General features: G+C 68.0%; 13 protein-coding genes, 1 tRNA gene and 3 pseudogenes. 7 read left to right on the top strand and 10 right to left on the bottom strand.

The features are described from left to right. Window positions 1-19: 19 nt before the first annotated feature. A pseudogene (locus tag M8C17_RS13640) lies at window positions 20-581 on the bottom strand (HAD family hydrolase); the annotation flags it as partial. Here M8C17_RS13640 and M8C17_RS13635 point away from each other — a divergent pair. From M8C17_RS13635 to M8C17_RS13620, 4 genes and pseudogenes are all read left to right on the top strand, one after another. Continuing rightward, a pseudogene (locus M8C17_RS13635) lies at window positions 582-819 on the top strand (transposase family protein); the annotation flags it as partial. Window positions 820-1,034: 215 nt separating this feature from the next. After that, a complete protein-coding gene (locus M8C17_RS13630) occupies window positions 1,035-2,327 on the top strand; it encodes a glycosyltransferase family 2 protein (protein WP_256482660.1) in 1,293 nt (430 codons plus the stop codon). 13 nt (window positions 2,328-2,340) lie between these two features. Then, window positions 2,341-3,558, top strand: a complete 1,218-nt coding sequence (locus M8C17_RS13625) for a glycoside hydrolase family 16 protein (protein ID WP_252416823.1) — start codon at window positions 2,341-2,343, stop codon at window positions 3,556-3,558. Window positions 3,559-4,124: 566 nt separating this feature from the next. Further along, window positions 4,125-4,231, top strand: a tRNA-Arg gene (locus M8C17_RS13620). Window positions 4,232-4,307: 76 nt separating this feature from the next. Here M8C17_RS13620 and M8C17_RS13615 read toward each other — a convergent pair. The 5 genes and pseudogenes from M8C17_RS13615 to M8C17_RS13590 form a co-directional block, all read right to left on the bottom strand. Beyond that, a pseudogene (locus tag M8C17_RS13615) lies at window positions 4,308-5,568 on the bottom strand (tyrosine-type recombinase/integrase). 1,398 nt (window positions 5,569-6,966) lie between these two features. Continuing rightward, complete coding sequence (locus M8C17_RS13605; RefSeq protein WP_252416822.1) at window positions 6,967-7,440, bottom strand: DUF3618 domain-containing protein; 474 nt, start codon at window positions 7,438-7,440, stop codon at window positions 6,967-6,969. After that, window positions 7,437-7,868 (bottom strand): phage holin family protein, encoded by a 432-nt coding sequence (locus M8C17_RS13600; protein ID WP_252416821.1) that lies wholly within the window; start codon window positions 7,866-7,868, stop codon window positions 7,437-7,439. Before M8C17_RS13600 ends, M8C17_RS13605 begins: the two co-directional genes overlap by 4 nt. Window positions 7,869-7,916: 48 nt before the next feature. Continuing rightward, the gene (locus M8C17_RS13595) at window positions 7,917-8,150 is read right to left on the bottom strand and encodes a hypothetical protein (protein ID WP_252416820.1); all 234 of its coding nucleotides are present in this window, start codon (window positions 8,148-8,150) and stop codon (window positions 7,917-7,919) included. A 400-nt stretch (window positions 8,151-8,550) separates the two neighbouring features. Continuing rightward, the gene (locus tag M8C17_RS13590) at window positions 8,551-9,000 is read right to left on the bottom strand and encodes a MarR family winged helix-turn-helix transcriptional regulator (protein ID WP_252416819.1); all 450 of its coding nucleotides are present in this window, start codon (window positions 8,998-9,000) and stop codon (window positions 8,551-8,553) included. Between the two features lie 92 nt (window positions 9,001-9,092). On the opposite strand from M8C17_RS13590, the gene M8C17_RS13585 reads away from it, so the two are divergent. Beyond that, on the top strand, window positions 9,093-10,160 hold the full coding sequence (locus M8C17_RS13585; protein WP_374558416.1) for a GNAT family N-acetyltransferase: 1,068 nt from the start codon (window positions 9,093-9,095) through the stop codon (window positions 10,158-10,160). A 122-nt stretch (window positions 10,161-10,282) separates the two neighbouring features. Then, window positions 10,283-10,597, top strand: coding sequence for a YrhB domain-containing protein (locus tag M8C17_RS13580; protein ID WP_252416817.1), 315 nt, complete (start codon window positions 10,283-10,285; stop codon window positions 10,595-10,597). 69 nt (window positions 10,598-10,666) lie between these two features. Here M8C17_RS13580 and M8C17_RS13575 read toward each other — a convergent pair whose 3' ends face one another. The 3 genes from M8C17_RS13575 to M8C17_RS13565 all read right to left on the bottom strand — a co-directional run bounded on the left by M8C17_RS13575 (window position 10,667) and on the right by M8C17_RS13565 (window position 13,474). Then, window positions 10,667-10,900: a GntR family transcriptional regulator gene (locus tag M8C17_RS13575; protein ID WP_252416816.1), complete on the bottom strand. Its 234-nt coding sequence runs from the start codon at window positions 10,898-10,900 to the stop codon at window positions 10,667-10,669. A gap of 763 nt (window positions 10,901-11,663) precedes the next feature. Then, window positions 11,664-12,584: a serine hydrolase gene (locus M8C17_RS13570; protein ID WP_252416815.1), complete on the bottom strand. Its 921-nt coding sequence runs from the start codon at window positions 12,582-12,584 to the stop codon at window positions 11,664-11,666. Then, entirely contained in the window at window positions 12,581-13,474 is an 894-nt protein-coding gene (locus tag M8C17_RS13565; RefSeq protein WP_252416814.1) for a LysR family transcriptional regulator, read from the bottom strand. The genes M8C17_RS13570 and M8C17_RS13565 overlap by 4 nt, the downstream gene beginning before the upstream one ends. Window positions 13,475-13,615: 141 nt before the next feature. Between M8C17_RS13565 and bla the strand changes: the two genes are divergently transcribed. Beyond that, window positions 13,616-14,536, top strand: a complete 921-nt coding sequence (gene bla / locus M8C17_RS13560; RefSeq protein WP_252416813.1) for a class A beta-lactamase — start codon at window positions 13,616-13,618, stop codon at window positions 14,534-14,536. Window positions 14,537-14,613: 77 nt separating this feature from the next. Here the strand turns inward: bla and M8C17_RS13555 are convergent, their stop codons facing one another. Beyond that, window positions 14,614-17,226: a right-handed parallel beta-helix repeat-containing protein gene (locus M8C17_RS13555; protein WP_252416812.1), complete on the bottom strand. Its 2,613-nt coding sequence runs from the start codon at window positions 17,224-17,226 to the stop codon at window positions 14,614-14,616. Window positions 17,227-17,283: the final 57 nt, after the last annotated feature.

Here is a 17,283-nt window from a genome sequence, read left to right as displayed (position 1 = left end):
GCCCTCCCGGGTAGCTAGCTGCCGACTCGTTGTGCCTGCGCACCCGCCTGGGCAACTCGGCCAGCGAGTCCAGTTGGATTAGGCAGCGGTCGCTAATCGTCCTGTTGTCGAGGATGTGTCCCCACGGACCGCGTCGTATCAGGGCCGTCGCGAGTCTGGCCGCCTGTGCCGGCCGGATGTCGTTGTGCAGCCGGTCTCCGACGTACAGAACCTGGTCGGCGGGGCAGCCGGCCTCCGCGACGACGCGGTCGAAGAACGCGGCCGACGGTTTCTCGACGTTCCAGCCGTCCGAGGTGCCGATCACGTCGACCGGCAGATCCAGGGCGCGAAGGATCGTCTCGGCTCGGGCGGTCTGGTTACCGGCCAGGCCGACCTGCACGCCCAGCTCCCGGAGGGCGGCCAGGCACGGCCGGGCATCCGGGTACAGGTTCTCCTCGGAGAAGTGTTCCGGCTGCCCGGCGGCTGCCCGGCGCTGCCGCTCCTCGACCAAGGTCGAACCCGAGCCGGAACACCTGGAACGTCTCGCGATAGTCGAGACCGCGAGCGATGACCGCGCCGAAGACGGCCGAGAAGGTGTGCCGCGCGGCAGCGTCCGCACGCCGTTCAAGCGGCGCCGCTTCCGCCCAAAGCTGTCACGCCGGCAGAAGGCCGTGAACCGCACCCACGCGAAAATCCGCGCCCGCGGCGAACGCGTGATCGTCACCCTCAAGACCTGGAAGATCCTGAACAAGCTGCGCTGCTGCCCACGGCGAGCGACCCCCATCGTCGCAGGCCATCCTCGTTCTGCACCACGTCGAAGCCAACCGCTACCCAGGATGAAAAGGCTCATTCTGTTGAAAGAACCTGTCGACCGATGGCTCCACGTCCTTATCCCATGCTGTCCGCTATGGACGTTACGACCGTGTCATCCCGAACCGGGCCCTACTCCTTGCTGAGATCACCCCACTGACTGACATGCTGTATCTCACGATCGACGGTGGCGCTATGCCTCGAATGCCACGCAAGGTGTCCGAATTGGCATGGAAGGTGATTAGATGCGCTCATACCTGAGCTGCGCAGGGATCTTCTTTTCCTGTGATCTTCGGCTACGATCTTGCGCGCATGGAGGATGGCCGTGGTCGGCTACGGCGCGGGGGGAAATCGTGAGCACGTCTGTACGTCACAGCGGGAGTGTGTACTCCCGCGGCAATCCTGCATACCCCCGGCGACCCGCTCCAAACCCGAGAATCAACCACCGCATTTCCGCGCCGAGCTATAACACGGTCGTCATCGTTCCGGCGCGGAATGAAGAGGCCGGAATCTTGCTCTCCCTCAAGTCGCTGCACAGGCAGACTCGGCGGCCCGATCTCATCGTCGTGGTGGTCAACAACTCGACCGACAACACCGAGCAATACGCCGCCGGGTACGCGGGTGACCCGAGGACCCCACCGACAGTCGTTCTCACGCTGAACGACAATCCGCACAAGAAAGCCGGCGCCCTCAACTACGCCATGGAGTGGCTGCGAGTGCGGGTGGGCGGTCGCCTGGACGCCGTCCGGCACGTCCTCGCCATGGACGCCGACACCGAACTGCATCCCAACTTCCTCGAGCGAGCCATCAACGTGATGGCCTCCGACCAGAAGATCGGTGGGGTCAGTGCCGCCTGCTTCGGCCGTACCGGCCTGTGGGGCAGCCTCTGGCAGCGATACCTGCTCGGCATGCAGATCCTTGAGTACGGCCGTGCGGCGCACGCGCGGTATCGAACCAACGTCCACACCATGTCCGGCGCCGGGTCCTTCTACCGGGGTACCGCCTTGCAGTCCGTGATCGATCGGCGGGGCCAGGTCTTCTGGGAGGACCACCGCAACTTGGTCGAGGACTACGAGACCACCCTGGCGCTCAAGGAAGCCGGCTGGAAAGTGACCGCGAACGAGTTCTGCATCGCATACACCGACCTCATGCCGACCCTGCGCGAACTGGTTGTCCAGCGCGAACGCTGGGCCCGCGGCACTGTCGACGCGCTCCGCCTGCGGGGGTGGAGCGAGTTCACCCGGCGCGCCATCGTCACCCTGTTCTTCAACTTCTTCGGCTTCGCGTGCTTCCTGATCTGGGGATCGGCGTACTGGACCTCGCTCGCCGGAGGTAATTTCCAGCACTGGCCGGCCATCTTGCTCCTGACTGCTTTCTGGGCCGTTTATTCGGCAGTGGCGGTCCGTCAGCTCGGTTGGAAAGCGATGCTCGTCCAAGCGTTGCTGATTCCGGCCACGCTGTACACCCTGCTAAACATGTACTGGTCCATCTCCTCCGTCCTAAAGTCGTATTTCACTCCCGTTCCCGCGTGGAAATAGGGACGGTCCGGGGATGAATTCGCTCAAGGGTGCGGGTGCCATCGGGGTGCTCGGCTTGATTGCCGTTGCGGTCAAATTCGCGGCCGACGTCCGTTATCTTGTATTCATCGTGACGGCCATTCTGATGGTTGCCGCGATGTTCGCCTACTTTGCGTCACGCAAGCGTAACCGTCAGGATTTGGAAACCGCCGAGTTGTCCGGCATTACCCGGGTGCTCAGATTGGACGGAATCTCCAAAGCTAGGCGGGGGCGTGGCACGCGACGACGTGGCGGGTCGGTGTTCGTGCCGGCGCTGCTCGTGGTCCTTCTCGTCGCCGGAGTAGGTCTCACCGGGTGGAACCTCGTGCGCCCCGAGTTCGAAGGGGCGGATCCCGATGCCGCGTCCGTGAACGGTCCGCTCCCCGGCCAGCGCTCAACGAAAACCAAGAAGCTCCCCAGGCATCCGGACGATACCTTCTTCGACAACTTCCATTACCGCGCCCACAACGACCCCGCGCTCGCCGCGAACGGGTGGCAGGTTCGCACAGAGGGCGGTGGTCCCGGTATTGCCGACTCCTGGACCGCCGACACGCTCAGCTTCCCGGTCGACAAGAGCGCCAAGGGTGGCAAGGCTCTCCAGTTGCAGGCCTCGACGGACGGTACTAGAGCGGGCACGCGCCAGACCGAACTTTTTACCACGGAAAGCGGCTTTTTCCGAGGGACGGTCGCGGCCCGCGTGTTCTTCACCGACAAGCCAGTGACCGGGCGCGATGGAGACCATCTCAACCAGGCGTTCTGTACCATCTCGCCCTTGCATACCTCGGCGGACTACAGCGAGCTCGACTTCGAGTACCAGCCGAACGGAGGCTGGGGTACGGTCGGGTCCAAGATCGACATGGTCAGCTGGCGCAGCTCGACGCCGGGCGACCGGGCGACGGATGACTACAAGGGAAGCCTCGCCGGCTGGCGCACCCTGATGATCACCGTCACGGACCAGAAGGTTACCTACTCGGTTGACGGACGCACGCTGTTCATCAGCACAGGCAAGACCGTCCCACGCGAACCGATGCGGCTCATGTTCAACACCTGGTTCATCGATCTGCCCTTCAAGGGCGGCCGCACCTACAACATGCGAATCAACTGGGTCTACGCGAAAGCGAACAAGGTGATGTCGGTGGCTCAGGTGCAGAAGGACGTCGACCAGTTTTACACCAAGGGCGACAACCACATAAACACCCTGACGCCGAGCTGAGCGCGCAGGGCTACTATCGCCGACCACCGAGCCGCGACAGGCCTACGCTGACGATCTGCTGATCTCCGTCCCGCTGTGGGAACGGACGGGCTCGTCGAAGGCAGCTTGGTCCGCTGGACGAGCTTGCGCAACCGAGTGTTGGCGTAGTTCGGGTTGATGGGCAGCCCATCGGCGCGTACCACGACGTAGCCGGTTTCGGTCCATGGCTGGCGGTCCTCGACGGCTTCCGTGCGGTGGTTGAGCTGCCGGCGGTGAGCCCGCAGCATCCGCGCGGTGCGCTCGTCCAGGGCGACGGCGCGGCGGCTTCATCGGCGCCGGCGGTGAATCTCGGCCAGGCGCTTTTCGTAGCTGGTCACCCTGTCTCGCCTGAGCCAGTAGACGTTTGGGTGGCGGGCTGAGGCCAGCGCGCAGATCTCGGGCTGCGCGCTCCGGTGGCTGCTCGGTGGCTGCTCGGACGCCGGGGAACTCGCGGGGGCAGTAAAGGACGGACACGGATTCACCCGCAATACGGCAAGGCCCACAAGCATCCACCAAGGTCTATCACACGCCGGACCTGCGGGGATGCTGCGGGACTGGCGCGGACACAAGGCAGACGCAGGCGGACTTCGTGACTCTCCGCAAGATCATCTGACTACGGATCAGAAGGTTAGGGGTTCGAGTCCCTTCGGGCGCACAGCAGATCAAGGGCCGTTTCGGGAAACCGGAACGGCCCCTTTTTCGCGCGGTACAGCAGCGAAGTACAGCAGCAGTCATGCCGGCTCTGTGCCGTTCATCCGGTCGCCCAGGCGCTTCAACGCCTCGCGGGTCTGCTTCGAGCTGACCCGGGCGTAGACCTCCATGGTCACCTTGAAATCGGCGTGCCGCAGGATCTGCATCGCCACCCGCGAGTGCACGTCGAGATCGGCCAGGATACTGGCGCAGGTCCGTCGGGCGCCGTGCGGAGTGATCTCCCGTAGGCCGTAGCGGCGGATGCGAGCTTCCCAGGCCCGGTTGAAGAGGCTCAATCGGCGTGCCGAAGCGGGTGGTGAACACCAGCGGCCACTTCTGCCACACCTCGCCGGCCGCCTTCATGTCTCCCAACTGCTCTGCGCGACGGATGGCCAGGGCGGTCCGACAGATGTCCGGTAGAGGCATTGCTGCGTCGGATTCGGCCGTCTTGGTCTCGCGGCGCACGAGCTGCCCCCCAATGCGCTGGAGTTGCCAGGAGACGTTGAGCTCACCGGCCTCCTGGTCGATGTCGTTCCAGGCGAGGCCGAGGAGTTCCCCGCGCCGCAGCACCAGGAGCAGCACCCACGCCGCGTACATCGGATCATTGTCGGCCCGCGCCGCTTCCAGGAATCGTCGTGCTTCGTCACTGTCCCATGCCGTGCCCGGCCTCTTGCGGGTAGCCCGCAGCTTGACCAGGGCCGCCACGTTCCTGGGGGCCAGCTCTTCGGCCACCGTCTGGGAGAGTGCTGCTCGCAGCGTCGCCCGCAGTCCCTTGACCGCGCTGTCGGACGGTACGGCGTTGCAGCAGGCACCGAGCGAGCGCCGCTTGCCAGGTGGCCTGGCGCTGTCCTTGCCCTGAGCGCAGCACTGGCACGTCCGAGCGACCTTGTTGATCCAGGTCTGCACGTACTTGACCTGCAAACGGTCGAGCGGCTTCGCCCCGATGCTCGGCACGATGTAGAGACGGGTGAAGCCCTCGTACGACACGTAGGTTGCCGGCGCAAGATTCGGTTTCACGATCTCTTCCAGCCAGTGCCCGAGGAAGCTCGCGAGGGTCGGCACCCGGGTTGCCACCGTCCCCGACTTGGCTTGGTGGTGCAGTTTCAACCACTTCTCGTGGACGATCTCGCGGGTCTTCCCGTAGACGTACTTGCGATCGCGCTTGCCGTCCGGCTTGTCGACCCAGACGTACACGGCGTAGCCGTTGCGGTAGGGGAAGATCGAACCTTCGCCGTTTGCACGAGTGCGGCCGGGCCATCTCCTTGAGCACCTGACGGGACATGGGCAGAGCGAGACGGGCAGCGCGGGACCCGCTCGCCGGCGGGACAACCGGGGCGGGGGCGTGTTCGGTGGCGGTGGTGAGGCCGGGCAGGGTCGGGCGGTCACTCGGTCACCTCCACATTCGACGCAGACGAGCGAGGGTGTATGGCAAGATCAGCGGGTCTCCTCAACAGGTGCAGGCGGGGTGCCCGAGGCCCATGGCCGAACCGGTGGGGCGAGGGGCGGAAGCAGGAGGCAGCCGCACGCGTGGCGCACGACCGGCGTCCTTGAAGACACCCCACCGGACCCGCCCTCTCAGCTCTCATGCGCTGACCTCTGGTAGGTCGAATAGGGCGGGTTGTGTCAGCGATCGGGGTGGTGCGGGTCGGGCCGACAGTGCTGGCCCAGCGGTGGGCGGCAGCGGTGTGGCGGTGGCAGGTGGTTTCGGCGCGGTAATGGCCGGTGCCGGGGTGGCCGGCTGCGATCAGGGCGGTGGCTGGCCCACCGCAGCAGGCGCAGTAGGTGGGCCAGCCGGTAGCCATGGCGGTCAGTGGCCGCAGCCGGGGCAGTGCAGGCCGGGGCAGCAGCGGCCGGAGCGGCGCAGCAGTCGGGCGATGGCGATCAGGACCAGGACGACGCCCGCGATGAGCGGGAACGCGGCTCGGATCGCTTGGACGAGCTGGCGGCGAGGCCGACAGTGGCGATGGCGCCCACCGTCGGGACGGCGACGGCTGCGGCGACTCGATTGCGGTTGACCCGGCGGGCGGGGGCGGGCGGGTGGTGTCGAGGAACCGCACCGTGACCGTGACCCGGGAGTCCCCGGGGATCAGGTGGGGTTCGCTCATCGAGAGCAGCCGGTTGGAGTCGCGGACCAGGGCGACGGTCGCGGCGACTTCGGCGGGGGTGCCGACGATCCGGCGGGCCACGACGGCGGGGCGGCGGGTTTGGATGCGGGCGAGTTGGGTGCGGGTCAGCGGGGGTGGGCGCCGGTGGGACGACGATCGGTGCCAGGTCAACGGACGGGGCCGGGTCGGGGGCCGGCATGTTGGCGGGTTCGGAGGGTCCTCGGTGGCTGGCTGGTTCTTGGCAGCCAGGTCGCGGGCAGCGGTGAGAAAGGCGGTGGCTTCGGCTTCGATGGCGGCGAAGTCGGGGCGGATGCGTCCGGCGACGAGTTCGACGCCGATGACGAGGACGACGACCAGGGCGAAGACGAGGCGTAGGCCGAGGCTGCCGGGTGAGGCGAAGTTGAGGGTGGCCGACAGCAGCGCGGCGGCGGCAAACACGACCATGGCCCCGCACTCGCGTTGCTGTGCCGAGGGCTCGCTGGGGGGCGGGCAGGTCGTGCGGACCCGCCCGCCCTCGCCTGCAGGTTTGGCTGGGTCCAGGCTGTGACTGCGTCTGGCCTGCCCAGTGGAGCGTTGCGGCACTCCGCCGGACCGCTTATCGGAACCGGCGGCGTCGGAAGGCGACGATCGCGAGGGTGACCGCGGTGCCGGTGGCGGCGAGGATCGGTACGGGTTTCGCGCGCATCGAGCTGCCGATCTTGGCTCTCGCGGCACGGGCGGAGCTGACCAGGGTCGACTCGGCCTTGCCGGTGGTCTGCGCGCCGGCTTTAGCGGAGTCGCGTACCGCAGTGGTGGCCTGTTGGGCTTTCTGAACGACCGGCTTGGCGCGCTGGGAGGCCCTCTGGCTCACCGTGTTCGCCAGCTGGGTCGCTCTGGCCTTCGCCGATTGGCCGGCCTGGGTGACCCGTTGTCGGAGTCCGCCGACGGCGGTGGTGGCCTTGGTGCGCGCACGGGCCTTGACGTCGGTCTTGGCGGTCAGTGCGGCTACGGTTTCGCCGAGGTCGGCGCGTGTCTGCTGGATGTCGCGTCGGGTCTGGTCCGGGTTGCTGCTTCCGGATGGCGTGCTCATGGCTGCCTCCGACTCGCTGCACCACGTATCGTCTCAGCGTCGGCCAGCACACTGTCCCTAGTCGCTGTGGGTGTGGCGGGCATGGCCTTGCTGACCTGCTTCTTACCGCGTTGCGCCGCGATGGCGGCGGCGATGGCCAGGATCACCGTGACGATCAGGGCGGCCACCGCGTCGGGCATGATCGCTGCCAGGGTCAGCACGATCGTGGCGACGGCGGTCGCGCCGGCGAAGATTCCGAGCATCGCACCGCCGCCGAGCAGCCCAGCACCGACGCCCGCGCGTTTGCCCTTGGCCGTCATCTCCGCCCGCGCCATTGTCAGCTCGTCGCGCACCAGCCGGGTGATCTGCTCGGTGGCGCGCTGCACCAACTCGGCGACCGGCGTGTCAGCAGACGCAGCGCCGGGGTTGCCGCTAGGTCGTTCTGGCATCAGTACTCTCATTTCTAACGCAGGGAGTGGTCTGAGGCGCTGCCCGCGTCAGCGGTGCTGCGCGGCGGGCGTGCTCACAGGCCCCTGAGGCGAGGCGTCGATACTCCCGCCGAGCGACGGTGCGAAACCGTCGTCGAGCTGGCCCGCGACATCACCCGCCGGGAAGCCACCATCCTGGCGGCCACGTCGCAGCGTGAGCATGCTCGCCGCTCCGGCCACCGCCCCAGCCGCGAAGGCAAGGAAGAGCGCTTGCCGCGCGGTGGACTTCCTCTTGCGTGCCATGACAACCTCCTTGACCCAACGTGTCTGCATGGTCCTGATTGTCGGACTCGGCCGTCGAGGTGAGGCACCTAATCGGCGGACTTGCATGAAGGTGAACACCTTTGCGTGGTGGTCTTCGTGAGGTGACGTCTCTTCCGGCGGGGACCCGGCCGTGAGGAGACTGGAACCATCAGCGGCGGCTCGCCTCTTCGAGCTCTATGGCACCACGGATGGATCGCGCGCCTGCCTGGTCATGGCTGACGGCGGAGCTGGTAGCGGACCGGCGTGGCTGACAAGGAGTGGCGACGGTGGGTGATGCAGATCTTGGCGCCCGCAGTGACCAGGGCAGTGTGAGTACGCCGACCTGTCCCGCTTGGTCCGAGGCGCGGGTCTTCTCGACCGCCGCGAACCGGTCCCTGGGTCAGCCAGGCAGGTCGGCGATCCGGGTCGACAGTTCGCGCAGCGCCGCGAGTTCGTCGGGACTCAGGTGATCGAGGAAGCGCGTGCGTACGGAGACGACATGGTGCGGGGCAGCCTCGTCCAGCACCCGGAAGCCTTCGTCGGTCAGGAGCAGGATGCAGCCTCGGGCGTCCTGCGGATCGGGCTCCTTGTCGATGAGTCCCCGGGCCTGCATGCGGGCCGCGTGGTGGGACAGTCGGCTGCGCGACCACTCCATCTTGGCCGCGAGGTCCTTGAGCGCCCACCGCCGGTTCGGCTTCTCCGACAGCGTGCTCAGCACCTCGTAGTCAGCCGGTGACAGCCCTGAGTCGCGGGCCAGGTCCTGGCTGAGCCTTGCCGGCAGCGCTATCAGCAGGCGCCGAAAAGCGCGCCAGGCTTGTTCCTCGTCCTCGCTCAGCCAGGCAGTGTCCACGCGGTCACCCTACACCTCGTTGACACGTCATAGAAAGGCCGGCTAATGTCTGTGACATGTCATCGAATGCACCGAACACGCCGCTGCACGTCATGGTCATCGTCGCCAGCACCCGCCCCGGACGGCTGGGACCAGCAATCGCCAACTGGTTCGTCCAGGCGACCCTTCCGGCGGCTGCGGCGGGCGGGGTCACTCTCGACGTCGCGGACCTGGCCGACATGGGACTGCCGCTGCTCGACGAGCCCGAGCATCCCTCCAGCGGCATCTACGTTCACGAGCACACCCGCGCGTGGAGCCGGAGGGTGGCCGCGGCTGACGCCTTCGTGGTGGTGACACCCGAGTACAACTACGGCATGCCAGCGGCACTGAAGAACGCCTTCGACTTCCTCTACCACGAGTGGGCGTGGAAGCCGGTGGGGTTCGTCAGCTACGGCAACACCTCGGCCGGCACCCGGTCGGTGCAGATGACCAAGCAGGTCGTCACCACCTTGAAGATGATGCCCATCGGCGCCACCGTCGCCCTGCGCATCGCCGACAGGACCCACAACGGGCAGGTCCTCCAGTCCGCAGGACTCGACGAAGCCGGTCGCAGAATGCTGCTTGAGCTGACCCGGGTGGCCTCAGCGATGCGGCCCCTGCGCACCGAACCCGACAGCGACCCCACCAGCGTGTCCGGGCCGGTCGAAGGACTGACGCTGACCACCGCCCAGCCCGGCGACCTGGCCGAGCTGCTCGTGCTCCAGCGGTGCTGCTGGGTGCAGGAGGCCCTCGCGAACGACACCCTCGACCTGCCGCCGCTGACGGAGACACTCGACGACCTGCGCGAATCGATGTCGACCTGGCAGCTCTGGTGCGTACGCCGACACGGACGCCTGGTCGCAGCGGTCCGAGCCCGGGCACGTGAGAGCGCCTGGCTGATCGGTCGCCTCATGGTGGCTCCCGACCAGGCCGGAAACGGCATCGGCTCCTGGCTCCTCTCGTACGCCGAAGAGCGGGCCCCTGAGGAAACCGAGCGCTACGAACTGTTCACGGGCCACCGCAGCACGCGCAACATCAAGTTGTACGAACGCGCCGGCTACGCCCTCACCCACGCTGACGGCACCCCGGACGGCAGCGTCCACCTCACCAAACAGCGGCAAACGACCGCCGGCGCCAGGTGACAGTCGCAGGCTCCTGGTCTGACGCGGTTAGCGCGGCGGCGGTCGACGTTGGCCGACAGCAGTCTTGATCTCTTGCGAGGCGGAGGCTACGCGTTTTCCGGCGTGACGGGCACGATGTGCGAGTGATCAACGAGCAGGACGCAAGAACGACGGCGGAAGCGGTGCTGCGGGACATGTCCACGGAGCCGGGCGTACCACCGCTTGCAATCACGAACGTAGAGGAACACCCCACCTGCTGGGTCTTCTACTACCAGTCTGTGCGGTACATCGAGTCGGGCTCGTTCCTCGACTCGGTCGCCGGTAACGCGCCGATTCTGGTGGACCGGAACACGGGACAGCACCACCAGACAGGCACGGCTCGCTCAGCCGGGTACTACATCTCTGAGTTCGCCAACGGGCGGCACACGTGCGCGCTGTGCAGGACTGCGCAGGTGTAGATACCAGTCCTCGGTGGGAGCAACGGAGCCACCGTCCAGTCGATCTCTCGTCCCCTTTGTCGGGGAGGGTCAGCGCTTCTCGGCGACGTACGTACCGCGAGCCGGAAGCGTCACGACCAGCCCTCGCTCCCGAAGGAGGCGCACCGCCGCCCTGACGGTTCCGCGAGCTACGCCGTACTCCTGCTGAAGATGGGCCTCGCTCGGGAGTGGCTGACGGGGCTTCAGCTTCCCGGACTCGATCTTCTTGGCGAGGAGATCGGCGAGCTGGATGTAGAGCGCCACCGGGCTCATCTCGTCAACCATGAGCGGAACCTTATGGACGGATCGTACGGTCAGTCCGTCGGGTACGGATAGAACGTATTGAACGTACTGTTTCGGCTGTACGAGCTGTACGAGTTGGCCTACCTTCGGTAGGTGTCCGCCAGCAGACAGCCACGACGGGACCTCCATGAAGCTCTGGCCGTTCAAGCGTCGCCTCGTACCGCTCGACAGAACCGGGCCTGCGACCGCGTACCCAAGCCGCTCCGGAGCCCTCAGTCCGCAGCTCGCCAGGGAGGTCACTGTCCGCCGTAACGCCGGCCGTCGCTACCCGAAGCCCGAGCCGGAGAGGCGAGACCGGTGAGCGTCGAGAGGATCCTCAGTCGGATCCCGTTCTACGTAGAGCAGGCCTCCTACTGCATCGCCTTCCACGAGCGGAGCGCGTGCCTCCGATGCACAGACTCCGGCTGTCCTCGGCTCGATGAAGCTGCGGCCGTCCTCGCCGAGTACCGAGCGCAGCGCGCCGAGCGGTACGGGTTGCGCAGGGGATCTCTGTAGTTCATCCCTGCGCGAGACAGCCCGCTCGTGGACAATCCGCAGTCGTGGCTCTCTATTTCTTCTGCCGGTGTCGCAGGCATCTCCCTCCGCCTCCGAAGCCGGAGTGGCCGGGCCAACGGCTCTACTCTCAGCTGCGGAAGTGTCCCCGCTGTCTTCGCGTGTGGCAGCTGCGCGTGGGCTTGTACGGTGAGGGCCCCTACCGCTGGGAGCGGCTGCAGGACAGCTCGGGTGGCGCCTCCAGCTCCTGAACCTAGGAACGATCCCAGGTTGGGAAGGCGCGCAGGTGGTCCCGCAGGGTGCGCGCCACGTGTGCCATGACGGCCTCCGCCTCCGGCTGGTTGATCGCCGGCACCCGGGATTCGGTGAGGACGGCGACCGCGAACGTCTGTCCGTCGGCGTGTTCGACGACACCGACCTCGTGGCGCAGGTTGAGCAGGGTGCCCGTCTTGGAGGACCAACGGGAAGCGTCGGACGTGAAGTCCGGTGCGAGGCGGTGGCGCTGCAGGCTGTTCCCCATCAGGTCGCGCAGGCGTACGGCGGTGGTGGGATGGAGCGTGGATGGTCTCCAGATCCCCTGGAGCAGGTCGACGAAGGCTCGCGCTGATCCCGTGTTGGCGCGACCGACGTCGAGTTGGGCGACTGGATGCCCGTGCCCTGCGGTCGCCGCGTCGATGGCGAGGGAGTGCGCCAGGTGGGCGTCCACCGGGCCGAGGCGTTCGGCCGGCGTCTCGGTGAGGTCGCGGATGAGATGGCGTACGGCTATGCCGTCGAATCCCAGCCGTCGCAGTTCGGCGGCGACCGCGTCGGGGGGCGTGAGGGCGAAGAGAGCGTCCGCGGCGAGTCCGTCGCTGACTGACATGCTGAGGTAGAGCAGGTCCTCCACGGCGACGGTGGCCGGATGACGGAACCTGCTCAGGCCGGTTGGTCCCGGCGTGGTGATCCGGCCCGGTGCCACCTGGATGGCTGCCGCCGGGTCGAGTTCGCCGCGTGCCACACGCTCCAGCGTGGCGACCGCCAGGGGCACCTTCACCAGCGACGCGATGGGAAGTTCGACGTCGGTGTCGATGCCGATCTCCTCGCCGGAGTCGAGGTCACGTACGAGAAACGACCCCCGTAGGCCCGCATCGTCGAGTTCCTCCCGGGCGCTGCGGATCACCTGCGCCGGGTTCACGCCGGCTGCCCGTCGTCCGCTGCGACGCCCAGGCAGCGTCCTATCCCGGCGTGCAGCAGGCTGCGGAGCTGGTGGGCGTCCTCCCGGACTGCGGCGGCGATGTCGTAGCCACGCGTCAGCGGTGTCCCGCTGACAGGCCGCCAGCGCAGGCCCAGCTCCTCAGCCTGATCGGGTGAACAGAGCAGGAGGTCGGTGGAGCCCAGGGTTGTGGCTGCGGCGTCGACGAGGGATGGGGCCACCGCAACCTGAGCGGGTTGCAGCCCGACGGCCTGGCCCAGACGGGTCAGTGGGTCGCGGATGTGGGGCACGTCGTCCTCCGGCTGGATCCATATTCGGGCGCGGCGCTCGGTGCTGCGGGCCCGGCCGGGGCGGAGGGCTTCCAGGAACACCGTCGAGGGTTCGAGATGAGTCTGACCGGCGAGCCCCAGTGGCACCTGCCAGGTGGCCTCGGCCGCCGGTACGGCGACGACGGCGGCACGGACGTCGAGGGTACGGCAGAGCTCCCGGCGCTCGGCCGGTCCGGCCTTCCTCAGCTCCAGGTGCAGGTGGTGCTTGCGGCCCTCGGCGACCAGGAGGGCGAGTGGACGGGCAGCGCAGATCGCGGGTACGGCCAGTCGGAAGGGACGCAGTCTGGCCCGGTCGGCGTCGTGCTTCATCGCGTCGGCGAGGTCGACGAGTCGCCTGGCCGAGGGCAGCATGTCGCGGCCGAACGGCGTCAGTGTGACCGCCCTCGACGACCGGTCGAACAGCCGGTCCCCGAGATGCTCCTCGAGGGCGGCGATCCGGCGGCTGGCGACCGACTGCGGGATGCGCGCGGCGGCGGCGCCCGCGGTGAAGCTGCCGTATCCGCTCACGCTCACGAAGGCCCGGCAGGCCGCGACGACGTCCATGGCGAATCACTCTATGCCGGAACGGCATCAGTGCGACCATTTGTGTCTTGGACAGCATCACCCGACCGGTGCGATGGTTCGACCAGTGCCTGCCGGTCAGCCGTACCGGTCCCACCGCCACCGAAAACCGGGAGATGCGTCATGACGACTTTTGCGACCCGACGGGCGACAGCCGCGATAGCCACGGCGATCGCGTTGGCTCCCCTCACCGCCTGCGTCACCGCCGATGCGCCCGCTGAGCCGACGCCGAGCACGGCAACCCCGACGGCCACGGTGCGGGAGTCGCCCGAGCGGGGGTTCGGTGAGCTCGAAACGGCGTTCGACGCGCGGCTCGGGGTCTACGCGGTCGACACCGGCTCCGGCCGCACCGTCGAGCACCGAGCCGATGAGCGCTTCGCGTACGCGTCGACGTTCAAGGCGCTTGCCGCCGCCGCCGTCCTGGACAGCACGTCGGCCGCCGACCTCCAGCGGGTGGTCCGCTACAAGCAGGCCGACCTCGTGACCTACTCGCCCGTCACCGAGAAGCACGTGGTCGACGGCATGCCCCTTCGCGACGTGGCCGACGCCGCTGTCCGCTACAGCGACAACACCGCCGGCAACCTGCTGCTGCGCCACCTCGGCGGCCCGCAGCGCTTCGAGGAGGCGCTGCGGCAGATCGGTGACAGGACGACCGAGGCGGACCGCTACGAGACGGACCTCAACGAGGCCACGCCCGGCGACAAGCGGGACACGAGCAGCCCTCGGGCTCTCGCCACCGACCTGCGGGCGTACGCGGTCGGGGATGCCCTCGATCCCGCCGACCGCGACATCCTCAACGGACTGCTGCGGGGTAACACCACCGGCGCGGCACTGATCCGGGCCGGTGTCCCGACGGGCTGGGAGGTCGGGGACAAGACCGGTGCGGGCGGCTACGGCACCCGCAACGACATCGCGGTCATCTGGCCCCCCGACGGCGCGCCGATCGTGCTGGCCATCCTGTCCAGTCGTGACGGCAAGGACGACACCTACGACGACGCCCTCATCGCGCAGGCGGCGAAGCTCGCCATCGCACACCTCCGTTGATCCGGTTCAGCTTCGGCCAGGATGCGGCGGCGGCCGCACCCGAGGTGGGATGCGGCCGCCGTGAACCTGACCGATCGTCAGGGGGCAGCGATGAAGTATCCGGACTGGTCGACGATGACGTGGGTGGAGCCGCTGCTGTTGTTGTACGCGGCGATCCGTGCCTCGGCACCGACTTTGACCACGGCCAGGTTGGACGCCGTCTCCCTCGCCAGGAAGTTGACGGTGGACGTCGAGGGTGTGCCCCCGGGCGGGTAGACGGCCAGAACGCCGGCGGTGGTCGGATCGGTGACGGTCACGTTCACCACCGCCGCCCTCGGTGTCGGGCAGTCGTCCTCGCAGAATTCCCCGTCATGACGGGCGCTGACCGTCGCCTTCTCCCCCGCGTGGAAGGGCTCGTTGTAGAAGGGACGGTCCCAGCCGCTCAAGCCGCGGCTGTCCGCGATCCGGTACGACCCGTACGGGACGTACGTCTGGTCGGCGACGCCATACGACGGCGCGGCGAAGTAGCCGGCGACGTCAGCGACCACGTGGGTGGTGCCGGAGCTGGCATTGCGGATCATCGCCTTGCCGGCCACCAGCGGCACGATCACCAGGTTCGGGATGGTCTGCCCGGCCACGAAGTTCACGTTGGATGCCATGGGTGTCGGCCAGGTGTCCGGGTAGAGCGTCAGCACGCCGCCGGCCGTCGGCGCGGTCACCGTCACGTTGACGATCGCAGCCTTGGCTTCCGCGGGCACCTTGCCGGTGAGGTCCAGGCGCAGGTATCCGTTGGCCGCGATCGGTGTACCGGCCCCGGTGCGGGTGTCGAGCGCCCGGATCGGTGTGAGCGGCTGCATGGCGGCGCCGTACGAGCCGTAGAAGCCCTGCAGGTCGGCGATCACGTGAACGGTGCCGCCGCTGCTGTTGCGGAACCGGAGCTTTCCGTTGGTCATCGGCACGGTGGCCAGGTTCGGGACCGTCTCGTTGGCCACGAAGTTGACGTTCGACGAGGTCGGCAGGGGGGCGCCGTCCGGGTAGACGGTGAGGAACCCGGCGGTGCTCGGCTGGGTGACCGTCACGTTGAGCACCACCGCGCTGAGGTCCGCGGCCGCTACCCCGTTGATGCTGGGAACGTCGAGAATCACCTCGGACTTCGCCGGGACCGGTGTGGTGGTGGGGGTGCCCAGTGCCTCACGGGTGTCGAGTAGCCGCGTCGGCTGAACCGTCTCGTAGAGTGCGCCGACCTGAGTGCAGCGGTAGGAGGAGAACTCGGGTGGGAGTCGGAAGCCGGTGTAGCTGATTCGGATGTGGGCGCAGGCCTGACCCGCCCGGCGGAAGGTGTGGTCGAGCGTACGGGCGGTGGTCACCCGCCAGAACTGCTCACCCTCGAACTGGTAGGCGATCGAGCCGCCCTCGCCGCCGACGGGCCAACCGTACTGCGGAGTCCCGGAAGCAGTGACCGCGAAGGGGTTTCCGCCCGGCTTGCGCCGGACCGTGGCCTGGCCGCCCGGAGCGCCCTGCGCCTCGACCGCACCCCGGTCGTGGTAGCCGGCACCGGTGCCGCTGTTGGCGATCGCCGGGTTGTCGGTGCGCGGGTTGCCCAACATGTCGGTGCCGGTGGCACCGCGAGCCGAGGCATCCCCGGAGTCGACCGCTGGCGAGGACGGGTCGATCGTGTGCCAGGGCCGGAGTGACCCGTTGTAGGCACCGATCATCGGGTCCGCCGCGAGGTCGTGTCCGCCCTGCCCGGTGGCCTGTCGGAACGCCGGCAGGTCCTGGTATCTGCCGTCGCCCCAGGCGTACAGAGCGCCGCCGGTGATCGGGTCGATCAGGTTGTGGTCCGCGAAGGTCCCCGGCACCGACCCGGCCGAGACCGATATCGCTGTCGCGTTCGCCGGGGTGGCGCAGGCCTGCCGGAACGGGTGGGTGCGGACGATGTTGTTCTGGACCGAGACGCCCGTCGAAGCCCCGGCCACCTCGATCCCTACGGCGCAGTACGTGAGCAGGGTGTTGTTGGTGATGGTGGTGCCCGGCGCGTCGGTGACGCGCAGGCCCGAGTAGGAGAGCTCGTTGCCGCTCACGACCGCGCCGACGACTCCGGCGTCGATCGCCAGGCTCGGATTGCCGGCGGGTGCGCTCGACAGGTAGCTACGGCTGACGGTGACACCGCCCGAGCGGCCCGTCACTCGGACCGCACCGAGGGTGGCGCGGGAGCCGTGGACGATGACGCCGTCGAGGGTCACCCGCTGCGACCCGTTCACCACGAGGGCCGACTGATCGGCGGGGCTCTGCAGACGGAATCCCTCGACCACGATGTCGTGCACGTTGTTCAGGGCGAACACCGCCCCGGTGACGGCGCCCACGGTCGTGTCGCCCACCGTCACAGTGCCGTCGGGCCCGTTGACGGCCCGGAAGGTGATCGGTGCGCCGACCTCGCCCGACCGGGTGATGGTCACCGCCTCGGGGTAGTCGCCGGGCTGCACCAACACCGTCTGCCCGGGTGCGGCCAGGGCTGCCGCGCCCGAGATGGTGCAGAACGGTGCGTCAGGGGTGCCGTACCCGCGCGGGTCGCAGGCCTTGCTGTTCACGTACAGGTCCCTGATCGCCGCAGCCGCGGGCGCGGCGACGGCCGCGGGCGCCGCCGGGACCACCAGGCCCAGGACACCGACCAGCGGTACGAACCCGAGCCCTGCCCATGTGCGTATATCCATGCATCCCCCGTGGAAGTCGATCATTTGATGCGGGGAGAGTAGCGCGACGTCGACGCA

The organism is Micromonospora sp. RHAY321, assembly GCF_023896955.1.
GTDB lineage: Bacteria > Actinomycetota > Actinomycetes > Mycobacteriales > Micromonosporaceae > Micromonospora.
Note: the sequence above shows the minus strand (reverse complement) of the source record. Positions and strands in the feature narration are given on the sequence as shown.

Excerpts from the sequence above, each read along its gene's own strand:
- M8C17_RS13575 (WP_252416816.1), bottom strand. The coding sequence starts at position 10,900 with ATGGTTGACGAGATGAGCCCGGTGGCGCTCTACATCCAGCTCGCCGAT.
- M8C17_RS13605 (WP_252416822.1), bottom strand. The coding sequence starts at position 7,440 with ATGAGCACGCCATCCGGAAGCAGCAACCCGGACCAGACCCGACGCGAC.
- M8C17_RS13600 (WP_252416821.1), bottom strand. The coding sequence starts at position 7,868 with ATGCCAGAACGACCTAGCGGCAACCCCGGCGCTGCGTCTGCTGACACG.
- M8C17_RS13585 (WP_374558416.1), top strand. The coding sequence starts at position 9,093 with ATGGTCATCGTCGCCAGCACCCGCCCCGGACGGCTGGGACCAGCAATC.
- M8C17_RS13630 (WP_256482660.1), top strand. The coding sequence starts at position 1,035 with ATGCGCTCATACCTGAGCTGCGCAGGGATCTTCTTTTCCTGTGATCTT.
- M8C17_RS13555 (WP_252416812.1), bottom strand. The coding sequence starts at position 17,226 with ATGGATATACGCACATGGGCAGGGCTCGGGTTCGTACCGCTGGTCGGT.
- M8C17_RS13565 (WP_252416814.1), bottom strand. The coding sequence starts at position 13,474 with ATGGACGTCGTCGCGGCCTGCCGGGCCTTCGTGAGCGTGAGCGGATAC.
- M8C17_RS13595 (WP_252416820.1), bottom strand. The coding sequence starts at position 8,150 with ATGGCACGCAAGAGGAAGTCCACCGCGCGGCAAGCGCTCTTCCTTGCC.
- bla (WP_252416813.1), top strand. The coding sequence starts at position 13,616 with ATGACGACTTTTGCGACCCGACGGGCGACAGCCGCGATAGCCACGGCG.
- M8C17_RS13625 (WP_252416823.1), top strand. The coding sequence starts at position 2,341 with ATGAATTCGCTCAAGGGTGCGGGTGCCATCGGGGTGCTCGGCTTGATT.